At 72.3% G+C, this 19,989-nt stretch carries 22 protein-coding genes; 8 read left to right on the top strand and 14 right to left on the bottom strand.

Translation table 11 applies throughout. From position 1 onward, the window contains the following. Nucleotides 1-2 precede the first annotated feature (2 nt). The 3 genes from arc to C1A17_RS02000 are packed head-to-tail and all read right to left on the bottom strand — an operon-like array spanning nucleotide 3 to nucleotide 4,004. Nucleotides 3-1,688 (bottom strand): proteasome ATPase, encoded by a 1,686-nt coding sequence (gene arc / locus C1A17_RS02010; protein WP_101650238.1) that lies wholly within the window; start codon nucleotides 1,686-1,688, stop codon nucleotides 3-5. Continuing rightward, nucleotides 1,685-2,770: a tRNA (adenine-N1)-methyltransferase gene (locus C1A17_RS02005; RefSeq protein ID WP_101650236.1), complete on the bottom strand. Its 1,086-nt coding sequence runs from the start codon at nucleotides 2,768-2,770 to the stop codon at nucleotides 1,685-1,687. Before C1A17_RS02005 ends, arc begins: the two co-directional genes overlap by 4 nt. Before the next feature lie 43 nt (nucleotides 2,771-2,813). Next, the gene (locus C1A17_RS02000) at nucleotides 2,814-4,004 is read right to left on the bottom strand and encodes a site-2 protease family protein (RefSeq protein WP_101650234.1); all 1,191 of its coding nucleotides are present in this window, start codon (nucleotides 4,002-4,004) and stop codon (nucleotides 2,814-2,816) included. A 78-nt stretch (nucleotides 4,005-4,082) separates the two neighbouring features. Here C1A17_RS02000 and C1A17_RS01995 point away from each other — a divergent pair, with 78 nt between their 5' ends. Next, nucleotides 4,083-4,910, top strand: coding sequence for a RecB family exonuclease (locus tag C1A17_RS01995; RefSeq protein WP_101650232.1), 828 nt, complete (start codon nucleotides 4,083-4,085; stop codon nucleotides 4,908-4,910). Here the strand turns inward: C1A17_RS01995 and C1A17_RS01990 are convergent. After that, nucleotides 4,886-5,569, bottom strand: a complete 684-nt coding sequence (locus C1A17_RS01990) for an HAD family hydrolase (protein WP_101650230.1) — start codon at nucleotides 5,567-5,569, stop codon at nucleotides 4,886-4,888. The two genes, C1A17_RS01995 and C1A17_RS01990, sit on opposite strands and share 25 nt — an antisense overlap. 25 nt (nucleotides 5,570-5,594) lie before the next feature. On the opposite strand from C1A17_RS01990, the gene C1A17_RS01985 reads away from it, so the two are divergent. Next, complete coding sequence (locus C1A17_RS01985; protein ID WP_101650228.1) at nucleotides 5,595-6,425, top strand: proteasome assembly chaperone family protein; 831 nt, start codon at nucleotides 5,595-5,597, stop codon at nucleotides 6,423-6,425. Nucleotides 6,426-6,432: 7 nt separating this feature from the next. On the opposite strand, the gene mshC is transcribed toward C1A17_RS01985, so the two are convergent. From mshC to C1A17_RS01970, 3 genes are read right to left on the bottom strand one after another with little or no spacing between them, the layout of a single operon-like run. Continuing rightward, the gene (gene mshC, locus C1A17_RS01980; RefSeq protein WP_101650226.1) at nucleotides 6,433-7,665 is read right to left on the bottom strand and encodes a cysteine--1-D-myo-inosityl 2-amino-2-deoxy-alpha-D-glucopyranoside ligase; all 1,233 of its coding nucleotides are present in this window, start codon (nucleotides 7,663-7,665) and stop codon (nucleotides 6,433-6,435) included. 42 nt (nucleotides 7,666-7,707) lie between these two features. Next, nucleotides 7,708-8,520 carry an SCO1664 family protein gene (locus C1A17_RS01975; RefSeq protein WP_101650224.1) on the bottom strand — a complete coding sequence of 271 codons (813 nt, stop codon included), beginning with the start codon at nucleotides 8,518-8,520 and terminating at the stop codon, nucleotides 7,708-7,710. Continuing rightward, on the bottom strand, nucleotides 8,520-9,083 hold the full coding sequence (locus tag C1A17_RS01970; protein WP_101650222.1) for a DUF3090 domain-containing protein: 564 nt from the start codon (nucleotides 9,081-9,083) through the stop codon (nucleotides 8,520-8,522). The genes C1A17_RS01975 and C1A17_RS01970 overlap by 1 nt, the downstream gene beginning before the upstream one ends. A gap of 100 nt (nucleotides 9,084-9,183) precedes the next feature. On the opposite strand from C1A17_RS01970, the gene C1A17_RS01965 reads away from it, so the two are divergent. After that, the gene (locus C1A17_RS01965; protein ID WP_101650220.1) at nucleotides 9,184-9,477 is read left to right on the top strand and encodes a hypothetical protein; all 294 of its coding nucleotides are present in this window, start codon (nucleotides 9,184-9,186) and stop codon (nucleotides 9,475-9,477) included. 3 nt (nucleotides 9,478-9,480) lie between these two features. Here C1A17_RS01965 and C1A17_RS01960 read toward each other — a convergent pair whose 3' ends face one another. Continuing rightward, complete coding sequence (locus C1A17_RS01960; protein ID WP_101650218.1) at nucleotides 9,481-10,383, bottom strand: aldo/keto reductase; 903 nt, start codon at nucleotides 10,381-10,383, stop codon at nucleotides 9,481-9,483. A gap of 111 nt (nucleotides 10,384-10,494) precedes the next feature. Between C1A17_RS01960 and C1A17_RS01955 the strand changes: the two genes are divergently transcribed. Beyond that, nucleotides 10,495-11,322 (top strand): undecaprenyl-diphosphate phosphatase, encoded by an 828-nt coding sequence (locus C1A17_RS01955; protein WP_101650216.1) that lies wholly within the window; start codon nucleotides 10,495-10,497, stop codon nucleotides 11,320-11,322. Between the two features lie 17 nt (nucleotides 11,323-11,339). On the opposite strand, the gene C1A17_RS01950 is transcribed toward C1A17_RS01955, so the two are convergent. Beyond that, nucleotides 11,340-12,002 carry a histidine phosphatase family protein gene (locus C1A17_RS01950; RefSeq protein ID WP_101650215.1) on the bottom strand — a complete coding sequence of 221 codons (663 nt, stop codon included), beginning with the start codon at nucleotides 12,000-12,002 and terminating at the stop codon, nucleotides 11,340-11,342. Between the two features lie 90 nt (nucleotides 12,003-12,092). On the opposite strand from C1A17_RS01950, the gene C1A17_RS01945 reads away from it, so the two are divergent. Together C1A17_RS01945 and C1A17_RS01940 are read left to right on the top strand one after the other, a co-directional pair. Further along, nucleotides 12,093-12,296: a DUF5703 family protein gene (locus tag C1A17_RS01945; RefSeq protein ID WP_101650212.1), complete on the top strand. Its 204-nt coding sequence runs from the start codon at nucleotides 12,093-12,095 to the stop codon at nucleotides 12,294-12,296. Nucleotides 12,297-12,298: 2 nt separating this feature from the next. Then, nucleotides 12,299-13,243, top strand: a complete 945-nt coding sequence (locus C1A17_RS01940; protein ID WP_101650210.1) for a DMT family transporter — start codon at nucleotides 12,299-12,301, stop codon at nucleotides 13,241-13,243. A gap of 8 nt (nucleotides 13,244-13,251) precedes the next feature. On the opposite strand, the gene C1A17_RS01935 is transcribed toward C1A17_RS01940, so the two are convergent. From C1A17_RS01935 to C1A17_RS01920, 4 genes are read right to left on the bottom strand one after another with little or no spacing between them, the layout of a single operon-like run. Further along, nucleotides 13,252-14,577 carry a M20/M25/M40 family metallo-hydrolase gene (locus C1A17_RS01935; protein ID WP_101650208.1) on the bottom strand — a complete coding sequence of 442 codons (1,326 nt, stop codon included), beginning with the start codon at nucleotides 14,575-14,577 and terminating at the stop codon, nucleotides 13,252-13,254. 27 nt (nucleotides 14,578-14,604) lie between these two features. After that, nucleotides 14,605-15,294 carry a PIG-L deacetylase family protein gene (locus C1A17_RS01930; RefSeq protein ID WP_101650206.1) on the bottom strand — a complete coding sequence of 230 codons (690 nt, stop codon included), beginning with the start codon at nucleotides 15,292-15,294 and terminating at the stop codon, nucleotides 14,605-14,607. Nucleotides 15,295-15,318: 24 nt separating this feature from the next. Beyond that, complete coding sequence (locus C1A17_RS01925; protein WP_101650205.1) at nucleotides 15,319-16,113, bottom strand: ABC transporter permease; 795 nt, start codon at nucleotides 16,111-16,113, stop codon at nucleotides 15,319-15,321. Continuing rightward, complete coding sequence (locus C1A17_RS01920) at nucleotides 16,110-16,748, bottom strand: ATP-binding cassette domain-containing protein (RefSeq protein ID WP_101650203.1); 639 nt, start codon at nucleotides 16,746-16,748, stop codon at nucleotides 16,110-16,112. Before C1A17_RS01920 ends, C1A17_RS01925 begins: the two co-directional genes overlap by 4 nt. 133 nt (nucleotides 16,749-16,881) lie before the next feature. On the opposite strand from C1A17_RS01920, the gene C1A17_RS01915 reads away from it, so the two are divergent. Together C1A17_RS01915 and C1A17_RS01910 are read left to right on the top strand one after the other, a co-directional pair. Further along, nucleotides 16,882-18,135 carry an NAD-dependent epimerase/dehydratase family protein gene (locus C1A17_RS01915; protein WP_101650201.1) on the top strand — a complete coding sequence of 418 codons (1,254 nt, stop codon included), beginning with the start codon at nucleotides 16,882-16,884 and terminating at the stop codon, nucleotides 18,133-18,135. 7 nt (nucleotides 18,136-18,142) lie between these two features. Next, nucleotides 18,143-19,330 carry a glycosyltransferase gene (locus tag C1A17_RS01910; RefSeq protein WP_101651485.1) on the top strand — a complete coding sequence of 396 codons (1,188 nt, stop codon included), beginning with the start codon at nucleotides 18,143-18,145 and terminating at the stop codon, nucleotides 19,328-19,330. Here the strand turns inward: C1A17_RS01910 and C1A17_RS01905 are convergent. Further along, a complete protein-coding gene (locus C1A17_RS01905; protein WP_101650199.1) occupies nucleotides 19,293-19,964 on the bottom strand; it encodes a hypothetical protein in 672 nt (223 codons plus the stop codon). The two genes, C1A17_RS01910 and C1A17_RS01905, sit on opposite strands and share 38 nt — an antisense overlap. Nucleotides 19,965-19,989 lie beyond the last annotated feature (25 nt).

Here is a 19,989-nt window from a genome sequence, read left to right as displayed (position 1 = left end):
CCTCAGACGAGGTCGGAGTCGGCCTCCGCGGTGACGATCGGCGTGCCGGGACCGGCCGCCGGGGCCCGCTCGCCGACGCCGTCCCCGCTCGGGGCCTCGTGCTGGACCATCCGCAGGTGGGTGATCCGCTCGCCCTTCCGGCCGCTGATGCGGGCCCATTCGTCCGGATTCGTCGTGTTCGGCAGGTCCTCGTGCTCGGAGAACTCCTCGGCGATCGCCCGTGCGAAGTGCTCCCAGGTCAGACCGCGCTCGCCGTCGGCGAGCAACGACTTGATCGCGTGCTTCTTCGCGCGGTCGACGATGTTCGAGATCATCGCGCCCGAGGCGAAGTCCGCGAAGTGGAGGAGCTCCCGCTGACCCGTCGCGTAGGTCACCTCGACGAAGGCGTTCTCCGCGTCCCGCGCGTACATCCGCTCGACGCAGGCGGTGATGAGACGCTCGACCGCCTGGGTGCGGGAGCCGTCGGCCGCGTCGAGGACGCTCGGGTGGAGCGGGAGGTCGGTGGTGAGGTACTTCGAGAAGATGTCGGCCGCGCCCTGCTCGTCGGGGCGCTCGATGCGGATCTTGACGTCGAGCCGGCCGGGGCGCAGGATCGCAGGATCGATGAGGTCCTCGCGGTTCGACGCGCCGATGACGATGACGTTGTCGAGCCGCTCGACGCCGTCGATCTCGCTCAGCAGCTGCGGCACGATCGTCGTCTCGACATCGGAGGACTTGCCGGTCCCGCGGGTACGGAAGAGCGATTCCATCTCGTCGAAGAACACGACGACCGGGGATCCGGCGGTCGCCTTCTCCCGGGCGCGGGAGAAGATCAGCCGGAGCTGGCGCTCGGTCTCGCCGACGTACTTGTCGAGGAGCTCGGGACCCTTGATGTTGAGGAAGTACGAGCGCGTGCCCTCGCCCCCGCGGCGCTGGGCCAGCGAGTTCGCCACCGCCTTCGCGATGAGGGTCTTGCCGCAGCCGGGAGGGCCGTAGAGGAGGATCCCCTTGGGCGGCTTGAGGCCGTGCTCGGTGTAGAGCTCGGGATGCTCGAACGGGAGCTCGACGGCGTCCTGGATCATGTCGATCTGGTCCTCGAGACCGCCGATGTCGTTGTAGGAGATGTCCGGGACCGTCTCCAGCAGCAGCGAAGCGACCTCGGGCTTCTCGATCTTCTCGAGCGCGAAGTGGGTCCGGCTGTCGACGAGGACCGCGTCGCCCGGTCGCACCCCCTCGGCGCGCAGCGGGCCGGAGAGGCGATGGATCTGCTCGTCGTCGCCGGGCGCGCCGATGAGGATCCGTCCGTCGGGCAGCACCTCGCGCACCGACACGACGTTCCCGGCGTCGGCGAAGCCGACCGCCTCGAGGGCGACGAGCCCTTCGGAGAGGCGGACCTCGGTCCCGGGGACGAGGGTCGACACGTCGAGTTCCGGGGTGACGCCCACGCGCATCCGACGCCCGGAGGCGATGACGTCGAGCTGATGGGTGTCGTCGGGACCGGGGACGAGGGCGAGGACGGTGCCGAAGGAGTTCGGCGGCTCGGAGAGGCGCTCGGCCTCGGCGCGGATCCGGACGAGCTCCTCGCGGGCGGTCTTGAGAGTCCGCGAGAGCGCGTCGTTGCGCTTCGAGGCGTTGAACAGCTGCTGACGGAGCTGGGACGCGTCCTTGCGGACGGCGGCGAGTTCGGCGGTCCGGTCGACGTCGGTCATGAGTCCTCCTCGGGCGTGCTGCCGGGGTCGATCTCCCCGGTCGGGTCGGTGGGGTGCGCGGGGCCGGCCTGGGCGGCGCTGTCGAGGGCGCGGTTCCGGGACCCCGCTTCGCGGATGACGCGGCGGAGCTTCTTGCCGGTCGCCTCGCGGGCGCCGATCGCATGGGCGGTGATCTCCCCGCCCTCCCACGCGGCGCGGTCCTCGGGGCTCGGCTCGCTGCCCTGCGGGCGGCGTCGCCGCTCGAGGGGTTCGGTGCCGTCGGCGAGGCGCCGGGCGAAGACGAGGAAGCCGGTGTGGGCGATCATCCGGTGCTCGGGGCGGACGGCGAGGCCCTCGAGGTGCCAGTCGCGGACCATCGACTCCATGGCCCGCGGCTCGGTGTAGTCTCCCGAGGCGCGCAGCGCCTCCGCGGTGCGCGAGAGCTGCGGAACCGTCGCGACGTAGCACGCGAGCACGCCGCCGGGGGCGAGCGCGGCGGTGACGGCCGGCAGGCACTCCCAGGGGGCGAGCATGTCGAGGACCACCCGGTCGACGGTGCCGGGCGCGAACTCCCGGGGCAGCTCCTCGGCGAGGTCGCCGAGCGTGAGGCCCCACGCGGGGTGGGGCGCGCCGTAGAAGTCCTCGATGTTCCCGGCGGCGATCCGCGCGAACTCCTCGCGACGCTCGAAGGAGTGCACGCGCCCGCCGTCGCCCACCGCGCGGAGCAGGGACAGGGTGAGGGCCCCGGAGCCGACGCCGGCCTCGACGACGGTGGCACCGGGGAAGATGTCGCCGAAGGTCACGATGAGCGCCGCGTCCTTGGGGTAGACGACCGCGGCACCGCGCGGCATCGACATGACGAAGTCCTCGAGGAGCGGCCGGAGCACCTGGTACGGCACTCCCCCGGTGGTGTGGACGACGGTGCCCTCGCTGCCGCCGATGAGCGTGTCGTGGGCGAGGGAGCCCTTGTGCGTATGGAACTCGCGACCGGCCTCGAGGACGATCGTGTGGAGGCGGCCCTTCGGGTCGGTGAGCTGGACCTTGTCGCCGATGCGCAGCGGTCCGCGGCGGTGGACCGCGCCGGTGGAGGTGTCGGTAGTCATCGCCTCCACTCTAGTCGGGAGCGGCCGGACGGGCGCGCGCGGCTCAGTCCGCGAGAAGCTCGTCGAAGAACTCCTGGAGGTCGATGACGCCGGTGAGCGTGCTGCCGTCCATGACGAGGCAGAACTGCGCCTTGGGGCGGTGGGTGAGCGATTCGAGGAGGTGCGGGGCGGTGATGTCGCGGGGGACGCCGATCCAGGCCCCGAACGGCCGGACGAAGTCCTTGACCTGTGCGCCCGGGCCAGGGCCGGCCGCGACCTGCGAGGCGGCGTGCCGGTCGAGGAGCCCGTAGGGCAGGTCGGCGGGATCGAGCACGACGACGAGCGGGGGCGGGCCCGGCGGGGTGCCGGGTGCGCCCGCGGCGCCCGCGCGGTCGGCGTAGGCGAGGGGCGCCTCGACGTCGGCGTCCCCGGTCGCGGCGATCGCCGGCTGGATCACCCGGGACAGGTCGTAGGTCTCCATCCGGCGGGCGCGCCGGGCGTGGACGAGGGCGTCGCCGGCGGACACCCACAGCATGACCGCGATCGCGGTCATCCACAGCACGGTGACGAGATCGGGCCGGCGGCCGGCGAGGAGGGGCGCGATGAGCGCCCAGCCCACGAAGCCCGCGGCGATGAGGCGGCCGACCCAGCTCGCGACAACCGTGCCGCGGTACTGGCTGCGGGTGGCGCGCCACATGAGCGCCTGGAGCGCCCAGCCGCCGTCGAGCGGGATGCCCGGCAGCAGGTTGATCACCCCGAGGGCGAGGTTGGCGAAGGTCAGCGCGATGAGGAGGAGCCAGGCGACCGACCCGCCCTGCGTGAACTGGAGCCCCGCCCAGCCGAGGCCGGCGAGCACGATGTTGACGATCGGCCCGACGATCGAGATGACGAAGCTCGTCGAGGCGGCGCGGGCGGAGTCCTCCTCGATGCGCGGCTCGAACCGGGTGAAGCCGCCCCACACGTTGAGCTCGATGGCGGCGACCCGCTGTCCGGCGGCGCGGCCGGCGACCCCGTGGGCGAGCTCGTGGAGGAACACCGAGCCGAAGAGGAGGACCGCGTAGGCGAAGGCGACGAGCCAGGCGCCGTGGCCCAGGTCGGGGCGGACGTCGCTGATCCAGGGCCGGAACAGCAGCGTGATGACGATAGCGGCGAGGAACCACGACCAGGCGAGGACGACGGGAGCGCCGAGCACGCGCCCGAGGTGCAGGCCGCGCGCCGCCCCGGGGGCACGGCGCGCTGAGGTGGTCTCCGACATGCGGTCCATCCTACCGGTCCGCCGGTCCGCGCAGGAGCCCGCGCTCCCGGTGTCCGCGGCTCTCGATAGAGTGCGACCATGGTCGAACTCGCAGCCCTATCCCCCTCCCGCGCGAACGATTTCGTGCAGTGCCCGCTCAAGTTCCGCTTCCGCACGCTCGACCGCCTTCCGGAGCCTCCCTCGCCCGCGGCGTTCAAGGGCACCCTCGTCCACGCGGTCCTCGAACGGCTCTTCGACTCGCCGCCGCCCGAGCGCACCCTCGACACCGCCGTCGCGCTCCTCCCCGGGTGCTACACCGCGCTGAGCGAGCGCGACCCGGAGATCGCGGCGATGTACCCCGACCAGCCGGCCGTCGACGCGCTGTTCCGGGAATCGACCGAGCTGCTCCGCGCGTACTTCGGACTCGAGCTGCCGGAGAACCTCGAGCCCGCCGAACGGGAGAAGTTCGTCTCCGTCACGCTCGACAACGGGCTCGTGCTGCGCGGATTCATCGATCGGGTCGACGTCGCGCCGGGCGGGCAGGTGCGGCTCGTCGACTACAAGACGGGCAAGCAGCCGCGCCCCCAGTACCGCCGCGAGGCGGATTTCCAGATGCGGTTCTACGCGCTGCTGCGGCATCGGACCGACGGCGTCCTCGTCCATACGCTCCAGCTCCTGTACCTCGGCAGCCGGTCGATCGCGAGCTACCACCCGACCGCCGCGGACATCGAGCGCACGGAGGCGGAGATCCTCGGCATCTGGGACGACATCACCGCGAGCGCGCGCACCGGCCGCTGGCGGCCGCGGAAGTCCCCGCTGTGCGGCTGGTGCCACTTCAAGCCTCTGTGTCCGGCGTGGGGCAACACCGCACCGGAGCCGCCGCCGGTCACCGCGATCGCCGGTCACGACCTCCTGTCGGAGACCTGAGCCTCCCGCGCCCGGGCCGCGAGGTTGCGCAGGCCGGCGAGATCGAGGCCGGACAGCGAGAGCACGAGCGTCCGTCCGGGCAGCTCCGGCAGCGGGACGAGGTGCGGGATGCCCACGGCCACGGTGCCCGCCGCCTCGGCGCTCGTGAGACCGGGGATCGAGTCCTCGAGCGCGAGGCACTCGCCCGGCGTGAGGCCGAGCGCCTCGGCCCCGAGCACGTAGGGCGCCGGGTCGGGCTTGCCGGCCGGCACCTCGTCCCCGGTGACGAGCACCGCGAAGCTGCCCGCGGGGCAGGCCTCGACCACCGCTTCGGCGAGCCGCCGGTAGGACATCGTCACGAGCGCGCACGGCACCCCGGCCTCCCGGAGCTCCTCGAGGAGCGCGCGGGCGCCGGGACGGAACGGGACGTGCTCGCGCACCTGCTCGATCACCCCGTCGAGGAGGATCTCGACGATCTGCTCAGCGGGGAGGGGAAGTCCGTGATCGATGAGGATCCGGGCGGAGGTGAGGAGATCGTTGCCGACCATGAGGAGGCCGTGCTCGTCGTCCCAGTCGAGGCCATGGGCGTGCATGAGCGCGGTCTCGGCCCGCATCCAGTACGGTTCGGTGTCGACGAGGGTGCCATCCATGTCCCAGAGGACCGCGGAGAAGGTGTCCATAGACGCACCAGCGTAATCTGAGGACATGAGTTTTCTGCCATCCGCCGGAGGCCGGCTCGTCGTCATCGCGTTCGAGGGGTGGAACGACGCCGGGGAGGCGGCCGTCGACACCGCCCGCCATCTCGTCGGCGCCTGGGACCTCTCCGCAGAGACGCTGTTCTCCGGCGACGAGTACTACGACATGACCTTCATCCGCCCTGCGCTGCGGCGCGACGCGGACGGTCCGGCGATCGAGTGGCCCGGCTGCGTCGCCCACACCGGGGTGGTGCCGGGCACGGAGCTGCCCGTCGAAGTCGTCATCGGCACCGAGCCCTCGTACCGGTGGCGCGAGTACATCGACCGGCTGCGGGAGCGGTTCGCACCGGACGACCGGGTCGTCCTCCTCGGCTCGCTCCTCGCCGACGTCACCCACACCCGTCCGCTGCCGGTGGCGACGACCGCGGAGGATCCCGCGCTCGCCCGGGAGCTCGGCATCGACGAGGCCCACTACACCGGACCGGTCGGCATCCTCGGGGTGCTGTCGACGACGCTCGCCGGGGACGGCATGGCCGCGGTGTCGCACTGGGTCGCGGTCCCGGCCTACGCCGCGTCGAGCCCCTCCCCCAAGGCGGTGCTCGCGATGCTCGGCGCCTTCGAGGATCTCACCGGGCTCGTCGTCGACCAGCGCGAGCTCGTCGACGAGGCGCGGGCGTGGGAGGTCGGCACCGACGCGCTCGTCGAGAGCGACGAGGACCTCGCCGAGCACGTCGCCCGGATCGAGGGCATGACCGACGCCACCGAGCTGCCCCAGGCCTCCGGCGAGGCGATCGCGCGCGAGTTCGAGCGCTATCTCAGCCGGCGCCGCAGGGAGGAGTGAGGGCTCCTCAGAGCTCGACGCCGAGGAGGGCGTCGATCGCGGTGACGATCGCGGCGGTGTCGGCATCGGCCGGACCGCTCGCGGTCCCCGCCGCCCAGTCGTCGACGACGGACAGTGCCGCGGGGCAGTCGAGGTCGTCGGTGAGCTCCTGGCGGAGGTTCGCGATGACCTCGGCGGCGGGCACGGCCGAGGCCCGGCCGGCGGCCGCGCGCCACGTCTGCAGGCGGTGCCGTGCGGCCTCGAGATCGTCCGCCCGGTACATCCAGTCGCTGCGGTAGTGGTGGGCGAGGAGCACGAGCCGGATCGCCATCGGGTCGACCCCGTCCTCGCGCAGGGAGGAGACGAAGATGAGGTTGCCCTTCGACTTGCTCATCTTCTCGCCGTCGAGTCCGACCATCCCGGTGTGCATGTAGGTCCGGGCGAACTCGGTGCCGGTGAGCGCCGTCGCGTGCGCGGCGCCCATCTCGTGGTGGGGGAACACGAGGTCGCTGCCGCCGCCCTGCACGGTGAGCGGCAGCCCGGCGTACTGCTCGGCGATGACCGCGCACTCGATGTGCCAGCCCGGCCGACCGGGCCCCAGCGCCCCGCCCTCCCAGTGCGGTTCGCCCTCGCGGGCAGCGCGCCAGAGGAGGGCGTCGAGGGGATCCTCCTTGCCCTCGACCTCGGGGTCGCCGCCGCGCTCGGCGAACAGCTCGAGCATCGCTGCGCGATCGAGCTTGGAGATCGATCCGAACGGGGGCTCGACCGGAGTGCCGATGCGGTAGTACACGTCGCCGTTCGGCATCCGGTAGGCGGCGCCGCGCTCGAGCAGCCGCTCGACGGCCGCCACGATGAGGTCGACGGATTCGACGGCGCCGATGTACGAGTCCGGCGGGATGATCCGCAGGGCCTCCATGTCGCCGAAGTACCGCTCGATCTGGGAGCGGGCGAGATCCCGCCAGTCGACACCGGTCGCCTGGGCGCGCTCGAGGAGCGGGTCGTCGACATCGGTGGTGTTCTGCACGTAGGTGACGTCGATCCCGGCGTCGCGCCACACGCGCACGAGCACGTCGAAGGCGACGTAGGTCGCCGCGTGGCCGAGGTGGGTCGAGTCGTAGGGGGTGATGCCGCAGACGTAGAGGCGCGCCTCACCCTTCGCTCGGGGTGCGGCGACGGGGCCGCGGGCGGAGGAGCAGAAGATCACGGGGGCGTCGCCGGCGGTCGCGAGCTCGGGGACGGCGGGTGCAGACCAGGATTTCACCACCCCACCATAGACAGCCCGGGCGAGACCGGGCAAAGGCGCCTACAGCGGCGGCCAGGGGATCGGCGTCCGGCCCTGCGGCACCGCGGGCAGCCGCCCCCGGACGAGCAGCCCGGCGATGCGCTCGAAGAGCGCGTCGCGCTCCGCGCCCGACAGCAGACCGGTGAGCTCGTCCGCGATCGCGTCCTGCGCGGCGAGGAGTCCGGAGAGCAGCGCGTGCTCCTGCGCCCTGAGCGGGGAGCCGGCGAAGCCCCAGAGGATCGTGCGGAGCTTGGGTCGGACGTGGAACGACAGTCCGTTGTCGATCGCGAACAGCCCGGGCGCGGCGGTCCCCGGCAGGTAGTGGCCGTGGAGCAGGTGCCCGGCCTTGCGGTCGGCGTTGTTCGTCACGACGTCGAACAGCGCCTGCGCGCGCAGCTCGTCGCTCAGCGCGTGTGCGACGACGACCTCCTCGTCATCGGGGGTGAGCGCGCTGAGGATCGGCGCCCAGTTGTCGGGCACCGCCGCGGGCGCGAACACCCCGACGCGCTCCTCGGGGTCGCCGTCGGCCTCGACATAGGCCTGGAGGGACCCGGGACCTGCGGGCAGGTCGTGGCGCATGACCGTCGGCGGCACCCGCACGTCCGCGCACCGGAGGCCGAGCAGGTAGGCGGCGACCTCGCGGCGGGCGAGGGTGCCGAGCGGGAAGTCGCGCAGCGGCCGCTCCCCCGCGGTCGGCTTGTACACCGCGCGGAGCAGCTCCGCGCCCCGGGCCACGGTGACGAGCCGGGTGTCGTTCGAGGCCCCGGGGATCCGGCCGAGCTCCTCGACGGTGCCCTCGCGCAGGAGCGCGCACGCCACCTGCTCGTCGGTCATCAGCGGGCGACCCCGTTGGCCCGCGGGCACATGTGTCCGTCCGCGTCGAGCGGGAGGGAGCAGAACGGGCAGTCCTGGCGGCCGGCGCCGACCACCTGATCGGCGCGGCGGGAGAACTCGCGGGCCTGCGCGGCGCCGAGCACGACGCGCAGCCGGTCGCGGTCCTCCGCCTCGTCCGGATCCGCGCTCGTCCCCGACTCCGCGTCCTCCTGGGTGAACTCGAAGCACTCGATGACCATGTGCTCGGCGACGGTGTCCCAGCCGAGGCTCATGGTGCCGACCCGGAACTCCGCTTCGACCGGGACGCTCAGCCCGGCATTGTCGATGAGGTCCTCGCGCGGCTGCAGCGGGATCGAGCGCGGATCGCTCGACTTCGACCGGACGAGGTCGAGGAGCTCGTTCACCCGCTCCCCGAGCATCTCGACCTGCTCCTTCTCGAGCACCACGGTGGTGATCCTCTCGGCGGTGCGGGCCTGGAGGAAGAACGTCCGCTCCCCGGGCAGCCCGACGGTGCCGACGACGAACCGATCCGGTGCGGAATGATCGAAAACCTGCGGTGGCATGGCACCAGCCTAGGGCACCTCCTCCGGCATGCGCGTCACGTGCGACGATGCACGCTCCGCACGGGTTCCCCGGGTGCGTGCGGTGGGCTACATTGGGTGCATGAGCCTTGATCCGCAGGTGGCACTCGACGACTTCCTCTCCGCTGTCCGCGAGCACTATGCCGCGGCCGCGCACCGGACCTCCGACACCGACCCCCGGGTGGAGGCCAGCTACATGGCGCTCGCCGACGCCTTCGAGATCTACGAGGACGCGCTCTACACCGCGTTCGACGAGGTCACCCCGTTCGAGCTGTTCGACGACGTCGAGGACGCGAAGGACGATGCGGACGACGACGACTTCGATGATGACGATGACGAGGACGACGACTTCGAGGACGACGAGCCCGCCCGCTGAGGCTCAGCGGTCCGAGATCTGATCGAGCGCGTCCCGGATCTCCGGCTCGAGCTCGAGATCGGTGTCGAGGATCTGCCGCAGCTGCTCGACCGAGCGCGGCGCGACGAGCGAACACGCGACCGGCAGCTGCCGGTTCCACGCCAGCGCGACGTCGAGCGGAGAGACCCCCAGGCCCGCGGCCGCCTTCGTCACCCCGGCCATGACGTGCTCGGTGTCCTCGGTGAGGCGCTCGACCACCCGGTCCCGGCCGTCGCCTGCGGCGCGCGAGTCCCGCGGGATTCCCGTCGCGTACCGGCCGGGCAGGATCCCGCGACCGAGCGCGGAGCCGGCGATCACCCCGATGCCGAAGTGGTTCGCGGCCGGGAGCACCTCGGCCTCGGCCCGCCGGTCGAGCAGGGACAGCTCATTGAGCGCCGCGACGACGGGGATGCCCACGGCCCGCAGGGCACCGAGCTGCCAGCCCGTGTGATGCGCGGCCGCGACGTGGACGACCGCACCGCTGCGGAGCACGGTGTCGAGCGCCGAGGCGGTCTCCTCGAGCGGCGTCCGCTCATCGAAGCCGTCGAGGGCGAGGACGTCGATCCGCTCGGTGCGCGTGCGCTCGAGGAGCGCGTCGACCTGGGCGAGGATCGTCGCCCGCCCGAGCGACAGACGCGCGCCGCGACGGTCCACGCGGACGCCGACACGGCCGATGAGGGCGATCTCGGAGGGAAGACTCAGGTCTCCCACGACCTCGGCCGCCGGCGAGGCGAAGGACGGCAGCTCGAGCACGGTGCCGCCCGCCTCGGCGTACGCGTCGACGAGCTCCTGCGCGGTCTCCGCACTCACTCGGTGACCCCATTCGAAGGCCCCCAGGCCGAGCTCGGAGACCTCGAAGCCGGACGTTCCCACTCGGTTGATGCGCATAGTCTTTGAGGTTACCCGAACCGGGGACTACCCTGGTCTGGGCCCTGAGCGCAGCTCGGGGTCGTCCTCGGCCCGCGCGGCCGGGCTCGCGCACGGATGAGAAGGATTTCGATGGACTGGTTGATCGCCGCGGTGCTCGGCGTGGTGCAGGGGCTCACCGAGTTCCTCCCGATCTCGTCGTCGGCGCACCTGCGGATCGTCGGGGAGTTCCTGCTTCCCGGCGAGGACCCGGGAGCGTTCTTCACCGCGATCGTGCAGATCGGCACCGAGACCGCCGTGCTCGTCTACTTCTGGCGCGACATCGTCGGCATCGTCCGCTCGTGGTGCGCCTCGCTCGTCGGGCGGCGCGAGAAGGGCGACCCGCAGGCCCGGCTCGGGTGGCTCATCATCCTCGGCTCGATCCCGATCGGCGTCCTCGGTCTCGCGTTCCAGGACGCGATCGAGAGCGTGCTGCGCAATCTGTGGATCACCGGCGCGATGCTCATCCTGTTCGGCCTCATCCTCGGCATCGCGGACAAGGTCGGCCCGCGCGAGCGCGATCTCGAGCACATGACGTGGAAGCAGGGTCTCGTCTACGGGTTCGCCCAGGCGATGGCGCTCATCCCCGGCGTGTCGCGCTCCGGCGGGACGATCATCGCCGGCCGCCTCATGGGCTTCACCCGGGAGGCTGCCGCCCGCTACTCGTTCCTCCTCGCGGTCCCCGCCGTCATGGCCTCGGGCGTCTACGGACTGTTCCAGAGCATCGGCGAGCCGATGGTGCTCGGCTGGGGTCCGACGATCCTCGCCACCGCGGTGTCCTTCGCCGTCGGGTACGTCGTCATCGTCGCCTTCCTCCGCTTCGTCCAGACCCGGTCCTTCGCGATCTTCGTGTGGTACCGCGTCGCGCTCGGCCTCGTGCTCTTCGCACTCCTCGGCACCGGGACGATCGCCGCGGTCTGAGCGCCGCATCGGTCCGCTCAGCGTCCTCCGCCGAGCGTTCCCGCCTCGCCGGGTCGCACGGTCGCCGTCACCGACATCGCCGTCACCGTGGGGTGCGCGGTCCCCGGGTACTTCACCACGCTCAGCGATCCGGGTGCGACCGCGATCCGCTGGAAGTCGTCGAGCGGCATCCCGAGCGCGGCGGCGAGCACGGCCTTGATGATGTCCCCGTGGGCGACGACGACCCCGACGGGCACGGTCTCGGCCGGGGCCGCCGTCCGGAGCTCGGCGACGAAGGCCTCCACCCCGGCGACCGCCCGTGCGGCCGCGGCGCTCAGCGCCTCACCCTCGGGGAACTGCACGGTCGACGGCCTGCCGGCCACCGCCTGCCACTCCGGGAGCTCCTTGAGCTCGGCGAGCCGCCTGCCCGACCACGTTCCGTAGTCGACCTCGGCGAACTCCGGGGACTCGCGCACCCGCTCAGCGCGGATGCCGGCGAGCAGCACCTCGGCGGTCTCCCGGCAGCGCTGGAGGGTCGAGCACCGGAGTTCGGCCACGGTCCGGAAGGGGAAGATGTCGGCGAGGCCCCGGATCTGCTCGATCCCGGCCCGGGTGAGAGACACGCCGGGCATGCGCCCGGCGAGGATCCCGTCGGCGTTCGCGGAGCTCTCGCCGTGGCGGACGAGCACGATGTGCACCATGCACCCAGGCTAGCCGAGACGCCGCGCCCGGGCCCGCGGCCGGTGATACAGTGGCCGCCGACCCCGAATGTCGGAGATCTCGGAGGAACGATGAAGCGCACCCGGACCCCGGTCGAGTACGAGTTCCGCACCGTGAGCTTCCCTCGGGACACCACCCGCAACGAGGCCCGGTCGCTCCTCACCGAGGCCGCCGAGTACGGACGGTGGGAGCTCGCCCGGACCCGGATCGGAATGGGCGGCTCGCGCACGGTGTGGCTGCGCCGTCGTATCATCCGCGTGCAGCGGACTGCCTGAGGATGCCGCCCGCAGTTCTCCTCAGCGCGCTCGCCACGACGCTCGCCGGGACCGCGATGGCGTTCCAGGGCACCGCGAACGCCGCGCTCGCCGGCATCACCGGGGCCGGGGTGTTCGCCGCCTCCGGATCCTTCCTCGGCGGGATGCTCGTCATGGTCGTCGTCGCCCTCGCCTCCCCCGGCACCCGGACCGCGCTGCGCCGGGCGGTCCGACTCGTCGCCGACGGCGACTTCCCCTGGTGGATGACGCTCGGCGGCTTCGCCGGCGCCGCGGTCGTCAGCGCGCAGGCGCTCACCGTCCCCTTCTTCGGGGTCGCGATCTTCACCATGGCCTTCGTGTCCGGTCAGCTCGTCGGCGCGCTCGTCGTCGACAACACCGATCTCCCGCCGGGCGGGCGGTCCGCGCTCACCCTCCGACGGGTGCTCGGCGTCCTCGTCGTGCTCGGCGGGGTCGTGCTGTCCTCGGCCGGGGCACTCGAGCACGGCATCAGCTGGTGGGCGCCGCTCCTGCCGTTCACCGCCGGCGCGATGACCGCCTTCCAGCAGGCCTTCAACGGACGCCTCAAGCTCCGCACCTCCTCGGCGGGGGCCGCGACGTTCATCAACTTCCTCACCGGCTCGGTCCTCCTCGTCGCGATGTCGCTCGTGCTCCTCGGCACCGGCACCCGGATCACCGCGCTGCCCGAGTTCCCCGGCCAGGCCTGGACCCTCGTCGGCGGGGTGCTCGGGGTGATGTTCATCGGCGTGACGACCATCGCCGTCGAGCACCTCGGCGTCCTCCTGCTCAGCCTGTGCTCGCTGTTCGGCAGCCTCGTCGGCTCGCTCGTCATCGACCTCGTGCTGCCGATCTCCCGCACCCCGGTGACGTGGACGACCGTTCTCGCGATGGTCCTCGTCCTCCTCGGGGTCGTCATCGCCTCCCTGCCGCGCCGCCGCGGCAGGTCCTGAGCACCCGCTCAGGCCTCGCGGAGGAAGCGGTCGAGCACCCGGGTGCCGAACGTCAGCGCCGACACCGGCACCCGCTCGTCGACGCCGTGGAACATCGCCGGGAAGTCGAGGTCGCCGGTGAGCCGCAGCGGGGCGAACCCGTAGCCGCGGATGCCGAGCGCGGCGAGCGACTTGTTGTCGGTCCCGCCGGAGAGCGTGTACGGCAGCACCCGCGCTCCCGGGTCCTCGCCCAGCAGCGCGCTCGTCATCGTGTCGACGAGACGCCCGGAGAACGGCGCCTCGAGAGCGGGGGCCTCGATCTCGGTGTGCACCTCGACCCTCTCGCCGGCGAGCTCGCGGATCGTCGCCACGAGGTTCTCGTGCTCGCCGGGCAGCGGACGGCAGTCGATGAGCGCCTCCGCGCTCGACGGGATGACGTTGTGCTTGTAGCCGGCGGCGAGCAGACTCGGGTTCGCGGTGTTCTGCAGGGTCGCCCCGACGAACTTCGCGACCGAACCGAGCTCGGCGAGCAGGTCGGGGTACGACTCCGCGGCGAACGGCACCCCGGTGATGTCGGAGACCCCGCGGAGCAGATCCCGCGTGGCCTCCGGCAGCTGCTCCGGCCAGCGGTGCGCCCCGATCCGGGCGACGGCCGCCGCGAGCTTCGTCACCGGGTTGTCGTCGTTGAGCTGTGAGCCGTGGCCGGCGGTGCCGCGGGCGACGAGCTTGAGCCACGCGATGCCCTTCTCCGCCGTCTGCACGAGGTACACCCGCTGCCCGCGGATGTCGACGGAGTAGCCGCCGACCTCGGACACCGCCTCGGTGGCGTCGGCGAACAGCTCCGGATGGTTCTCGACCATCCAGCGGGCGCCGTAGGTGCCGCCGGCCTCCTCATCGGCGAAGAACGCGACGATGAGGTCGCGCCGGGGCCGCACCCCGGTCCGGAGGTACGAGCGCACCACCGCGATGATCATCGCGTCCATGTCCTTCATGTCGACCGCGCCGCGGCCCCAGATGAGCCCGTCGCGCTCCTCGGCCGCGAAGGGATCGACCGACCACTCCGCGGCGTCGGCGGGAACGACGTCGGTGTGCCCGTGGACGACGAGCGCGGGCAGCGAGGGGTCGGTGCCCGGGATGCGGGCGACGAGGCTCGCACGGCCGGGCTCGGACTCGAAGATCTCGGAGTCGAGGCCGACCTCGGCGAACCATTCGGCGATCCGCTCGGCGGCCGGGCGCTCGGGGTGCGCGATGTTGCCGCCCCAGTTCTGGGTATCGAAGCGGATGAGCTCGCGGCAGATGTCCGCGACCTCGGATTCGGCGGACGGGTGCGGGGACGATGCGATCTCTGCGGTCATGGTGCCAGGGTCTCCTGTCGACGTGATTCAGCCGTAGAGGCGGACGGCGAGGTGCGGGGTGTCGTGGCCCTCGACGCTCGTCGCCCGCTCGATCTGCGCGCGCGCCTGCTCCTCGATCGGCGCGTCCGACAGCGCCGCGAGGTACTGCTCGTGGGCCATGAGCGAACGGACGGCGGTGTCGACGTGACCGGCGACATCGACGACATGGGTCGGCTCGGTGCCGTACTCGAGGATGTACTTGACGCCCTGGTAGCGCTCGCCGGGCACGATCCACTCGTTGCCGGCGTCGGCCACCGCGTCGAAAGCGGCGAGCCCGAGGTGGCGGTGGTCCGCGGAGTTCGGGAACCGGCCGCCGAAGGTCTCGTGGAAGTTGAGGAGGACGACGACCTCGGGGCGGAAGCGGCGGATCTCGTGCGCGATCGCGGTCCGGAGCTCGCGGGAGTACATGATCGAGCCGTCCGGCTCGTCGAGGAAGACGAGGTCGGCGACGCCGATCGCCGCGCACGCGCGCCGCTGCTCCTCCTCGCGCACCCGTGCGGACTCCGCAGGCGGGAGGCCGGAGATCCCCGCCTCGCCGCGGCTCGCGAGCACGTAGCCGACCCGCTTCCCCGCGGCGAGCCAGCGGGCGACCGCCGCGGCGACGCCGTACTCGGGGTCGTCGGGGTGGGCCATGATGAGGAGGACCGAGTCGAAGTCCTCCGGGAGCGTCTCGAGCATGGTCGTCCTTTCGCGTCGGGTCGGTCAGCCGGTCCGTGCGGGCCGCAGCCGAGCCCGCGGGTCGAAGTACGTGCGCGCACCCAGGACGAGCGCGAGGAACACGGTCGTGCCGACGGCCCCCACGATACCGAGGAGGATCGCGATCTGATAGCCGATCGCGGTGCCCGGGTCGACGCCGGCGAGGATCTGCCCGGTCATCATCCCCGGGAGGAACACGATCCCGGTGCCGAGCATGCTGTTGATCGTCGGCATGAGCGCGCTCTCGAACGCGGCGCGGACGAGCGGGTCCACTGCGCGCCGCGGGGTCGCGCCGAGGCCGAGCGCGTCCTCGATCTCCGCCCGCCGGTCGCGCATCCCGTCGACGAGCGTCGCGAGCCCGAGAGTGATGCCGGTCATCGAGTTGCCGATGAGCATGCCGGCGATCGGGATGACGTAGCGGGGGTCGTACCACGGGGACAGCCCGACGACGACGAGGAGGAACCACGCGAGCGCCGCGGTGGTGCCGGCGACCGAGGACACGACGACGACGCGCCGCATCGCAGAGGACAGGCGCCCCCGGAACTTCCCGAGGATCGTGGCGACGGCGAACACCTGCATGAGCGCGAGCACGCCCACGGTGATCCACCAGGCGGGATGGGCGAAGACCCAGCCGAGGACGAGCCCGACGAGCGCGAGCTGCACCGTCATCCGCGCGCAGGCCCACAGGAGCTCGCCCTTCCGGCCCACCCGGGTGAGGACCATGAGGAGGAGGACGAGCAGCACGAGGACGAACGCGAGCCCCACCTGCGGCCACCCGAGCACGACGAGCCCCTCGGTCATCGGCCCACCTCGCGCGCGGTGCCGCCGGCGACCTCGATGCGGTGCTCGGCATGGGCGTCGACGAGCGCGGTCGAGTGCGAGACGAGCACGACGTCGGTCCCCCGCTCGGCGAACCGTCGGAGCACGTGGTCCATGACCTGCCGGGCGGTATCGGCGTCGAGGGCGGAGGTCGGCTCGTCGAGCAGCACGGTCTCCGGTTCGAGGAGCAGGAGTCGGGCGAGACCGAGGCGCTGCCGCTCTCCGCCCGACAGCTCGGCGGCGTCGGCCGCGAGGTCCGTCCGCAGGCCGAGGGCCCGGAGCACGCCGGTGGCGGCGTCCGGCGCGGGATCCGGGATCTCCTGCAGACGGTGGGCGCGCGCGAGGGCGTCGAACACCGTCCCGGGCGGCGTCACCGGGGTCTGCGAGGCCATGACGACCCGTCTGCGCAGAGCGACGGCGGGGATGTCCCGGATGTCCGTGCCCCGGTAGGCGATCGTCCCGGCGTCGGGGCGACGCAGGTCGTCGAGCAGACGGAGCAGGGTCGACTTCCCCGAGCCCGAGGGGCCGGTGACCGCGGTGATCCCGGGGCGGATCGTCAGGGCCGGCACGTCGAGCACGTCGCCGAATCGCACGCTCTCGAGCTCGAATACCGGCATGGGGCGAGTCTACCGGTCGGAGCCCGGCCGGGGAGTCTGGCAGGTGGGCCGTGCGGAAGCGACTAATGTGCTGTGATGGGCGCATCGCGCGCCGCACGGACATGCGAACCGGAACACGAACGAGGAGAACCGAGTGAAGACCATCGTCTTCGGCGGGGACGGCTTCTGCGGCTGGCCCACGGCACTGCACCTGTCGGCCCGCGGCCACGACGTCACGATCGTCGACAACCTGTCCCGCCGGGCCATCGATTCCGAGCTCGGCGCGGAATCGCTCACCCCGATCCGCTCGATCGAGGAGCGGATCGCGGCCTGGGAGGAGATCAGCGGCGACCGGATCGGTTTCGAGAACATCGACCTCGCGCAGGATCCCGCCGGCCTCCTCGACCTCCTCACCCGGATCCGCCCGGACTCCGTGGTCCACTTCGCCGAGCAGCGCGCCGCGCCGTACTCGATGAAGTCCGCCGGCCACAAGCGCTACACCGTCGACAACAACGTCAACGCCACCCACAACCTCCTCGCCGCGGTCGTCGAATCGGGGCTCGACGTCCACGTCGTCCACCTCGGCACGATGGGCGTCTACGGCTACGGCACCGCGGGCATGAAGATCCCGGAGGGCTACCTCGACGTCCAGGTCACCGCCACCGAGGACGCCGCGGGCAACCCCGTCGAGCCGTACACCGTCGACCAGCAGATCCTCTACCCGACGAACCCGGGGTCGATCTACCACATGACGAAGGTCCTCGACCAGCACCTCTTCGCGTTCTACGCGAAGAACGACCGGCTGCGGATCACCGATCTCCACCAGGGCATCATCTGGGGGACGAACACCGCCGAGACCCAGCAGGACGAGCGGCTCGTCAACCGCTTCGACTACGACGGCGACTACGGCACCGTCCTCAACCGCTTCCTCATGCAGGCCGCGGTGGGCTACCCGCTCACCGTGCACGGCACCGGCGGACAGACCCGCGCATTCATCCACATCCAGGACATGGTCCGCTGCGTGGAGATCGCGCTCGCCAATCCCCCGGCCGCCGGCGACCGGGTCAAGATCTTCAACCAGATGACCGAGACCCACCGCGTGCGCGATCTCGCCGCCCTCATCTGCGAGATCACCGGCGCCCAGATGGAGCTCGTGCCCAACCCGCGCCAGGAGTCGCCGGAGAACGAGCTCCACGTCGTCAACGCGACGTTCCTCGACCTCGGGCTCGAGCCGACGACGCTCTCCGCCGGGCTCCTCCTCGAGGTCGAGGAGACCGCGAAGCGCTACCGCGACCGGGCCGATCTCACCCGGATCCCCGCGCGCTCGCTGTGGAACCGGACCACCCACGAGGGTGTGCCGCCCTCGCTCGCCGCCGGCGCGCCCGCGTCCGCCGCGGCCGGGAGCTGACGCCCGGGTGCGCATCGCGCTCTTCACCGAGGTCTTCCTGCCGAAGATCGACGGCGTCGTCACCCGCCTCATGGGGACGCTCGACCAGCTCGCCGAGCTCGGCCACGAGGTCGTCGTGTTCGCTCCCGGGAACCCGCCCGCCCGCTACGCCGGGTTCCGCGTGGTCCCCGTGCGCTCGGTGGCGTTCAAGCCGTGGTACCCGGAGCTCCGGGTGGGACTGCCGACGCCGAACATCGCCCGCACGATGGAGCGGTTCCATCCGCACGTCGTCCACGCGGTCAACCCCGTGTGGCTGGCCGCCTACGGGACGATGTCCTCGAAGCGCCGCGACCTCCCCATGCTCGCGTCCTTCCACACCGATGTGCCCGAGTACACGCAGCGCCTCGGCCTCGAATGGATCACCGACACGACCTCGCGCTGGATCCGCTGGATCCACAACCTCGCCGAGGTCAATCTCTGCACCTCGCAGCAGATGGTCGAGCAGGCCGCCGCCGCCGGGATCGAGAACCTCGACCTGTGGCCGCGCGCCGTCGACACCGTGGGATACACCCCGGACAACGCCTCCCGGGCGATGCGGGAGCGCCTCACCGACGGACACCCCGAGGACCGGCTCCTCGTCTACGTCGGGCGGCTGTCGAAGGAGAAGGACCTCGGCATCCTCCGCGCGGTCCTCGACCGGCTCCCCGCCGGCACCCGGCTCGCGCTCATCGGCTCCGGACCGCACCGGGCGGACCTCGAGCGCGATTTCGCGGGCACGCCCACGGTGTTCACCGGCTACATGGGCGGGCGCGAGCTCGCCTCCGCCTACGCCTCGGCCGACGTCTTCGTCTTCCCGTCGACGACGGAGACCCTCGGCCTCGTCGCCCTCGAGTCGCTCGCCTCGGGCGTGCCGGTGGTCGGCGCCAGGGCCGGCGGCATCCCGTTCGCGGTGCAGGACGGCGTCGACGGACTCCTGTTCGAACCGCACAGCGCCGACGACATGGCACGGCAGATCTCCCGCCTGCTCGCCGACGAGGACCTGCTGCGCCGGCTCGGCGCGCAGGGCCGGGCGAGCACCGAGCAGTACGGCTGGCGCGCCGCGACGGAGCGCCTCGTCGAGTTCTACGAGCTCGCGATCGAGCGCCACTGGTACCAGCACGTCGAGCCGGCGTGGCGGATCAAGCTCCTCGGTCGTCCGATGCCGCGCGCCCGCTGACCCCTGCGGCGGCGTCCTTCGCCGCCTGCCAGCTCCCGAAGTGCGCCCGCACCCCGGCCCCGGACGGCCGCCGGGTGCCGGCTGCGGTCTCCGTGCGCACCCACTCCCCGTAGGCGGCGAAGCTCGCCGATCCCCCGGCGGTCCCCGCCGCAGCGAGGAACTCCCCCACCGCGGTCCGGTAGTCGTCCTCCGAGTAGCGCCCGCCGCCCGGTGTCCGGCCGAGGCCGGAGACCGGATAGCCGAGTGCGGCGAGAGCGGCGTTCCAGTAGCCCCCGCCGAGCGTGCGGCGCACCGTCTGGCTCGTCGGCGGCCAGATCCGGTGGCCCGGCAGGCACGAGGACGCGGCACCGGCCACGGCCGCCTCGCGCGCGCGGTCGTAGGCCTGGACGGAGAACTGCTCTGCGGCTCCTTCCTCGATCGTGCGCCGGGCGGCCCGGATCGCGGACAGGCCGGCAGCGATCTCCTCCGGACCGGCGCCCTGCGCTGCGAGGATCGCGCGGACCTCGGTCGCGGCGGCGTCGCCGGTCGGGTCGGGTTCCGGTGCGGCGGAGCCGGCGAGGCCGTGGGCGGCGGCGTAGAGCAGGTGGACTCCTGCCGCGACGGCGTCGGCGGAGTAGCGGTCCCGGTCATTCACGAGCGACGGTGCTCCCTTCGGGGTC

Source organism: Brevibacterium ihuae, from assembly GCF_900184225.1.
Classification (GTDB): domain Bacteria; phylum Actinomycetota; class Actinomycetes; order Actinomycetales; family Brevibacteriaceae; genus Brevibacterium; species Brevibacterium ihuae.
This window is presented reverse-complemented; position numbering and strand designations above follow the sequence as displayed.

Coding starts and splice junctions, on each gene's coding strand:
- arc (WP_101650238.1), bottom strand. CDS start 1,688: ATGACCGACGTCGACCGGACCGCCGAACTCGCCGCCGTCCGCAAGGAC.
- C1A17_RS02005 (WP_101650236.1), bottom strand. CDS start 2,770: ATGACTACCGACACCTCCACCGGCGCGGTCCACCGCCGCGGACCGCTG.
- C1A17_RS02000 (WP_101650234.1), bottom strand. CDS start 4,004: ATGTCGGAGACCACCTCAGCGCGCCGTGCCCCCGGGGCGGCGCGCGGC.
- C1A17_RS01995 (WP_101650232.1), top strand. CDS start 4,083: ATGGTCGAACTCGCAGCCCTATCCCCCTCCCGCGCGAACGATTTCGTG.
- C1A17_RS01990 (WP_101650230.1), bottom strand. CDS start 5,569: ATGGACACCTTCTCCGCGGTCCTCTGGGACATGGATGGCACCCTCGTC.
- C1A17_RS01985 (WP_101650228.1), top strand. CDS start 5,595: ATGAGTTTTCTGCCATCCGCCGGAGGCCGGCTCGTCGTCATCGCGTTC.
- C1A17_RS01975 (WP_101650224.1), bottom strand. CDS start 8,520: ATGACCGACGAGCAGGTGGCGTGCGCGCTCCTGCGCGAGGGCACCGTC.
- C1A17_RS01970 (WP_101650222.1), bottom strand. CDS start 9,083: ATGCCACCGCAGGTTTTCGATCATTCCGCACCGGATCGGTTCGTCGTC.
- C1A17_RS01965 (WP_101650220.1), top strand. CDS start 9,184: ATGAGCCTTGATCCGCAGGTGGCACTCGACGACTTCCTCTCCGCTGTC.
- C1A17_RS01960 (WP_101650218.1), bottom strand. CDS start 10,383: ATGCGCATCAACCGAGTGGGAACGTCCGGCTTCGAGGTCTCCGAGCTC.
- C1A17_RS01955 (WP_101650216.1), top strand. CDS start 10,495: ATGGACTGGTTGATCGCCGCGGTGCTCGGCGTGGTGCAGGGGCTCACC.
- C1A17_RS01950 (WP_101650215.1), bottom strand. CDS start 12,002: ATGGTGCACATCGTGCTCGTCCGCCACGGCGAGAGCTCCGCGAACGCC.
- C1A17_RS01945 (WP_101650212.1), top strand. CDS start 12,093: ATGAAGCGCACCCGGACCCCGGTCGAGTACGAGTTCCGCACCGTGAGC.
- C1A17_RS01940 (WP_101650210.1), top strand. CDS start 12,299: ATGCCGCCCGCAGTTCTCCTCAGCGCGCTCGCCACGACGCTCGCCGGG.
- C1A17_RS01935 (WP_101650208.1), bottom strand. CDS start 14,577: ATGACCGCAGAGATCGCATCGTCCCCGCACCCGTCCGCCGAATCCGAG.
- C1A17_RS01930 (WP_101650206.1), bottom strand. CDS start 15,294: ATGCTCGAGACGCTCCCGGAGGACTTCGACTCGGTCCTCCTCATCATG.
- C1A17_RS01925 (WP_101650205.1), bottom strand. CDS start 16,113: ATGACCGAGGGGCTCGTCGTGCTCGGGTGGCCGCAGGTGGGGCTCGCG.
- C1A17_RS01920 (WP_101650203.1), bottom strand. CDS start 16,748: ATGCCGGTATTCGAGCTCGAGAGCGTGCGATTCGGCGACGTGCTCGAC.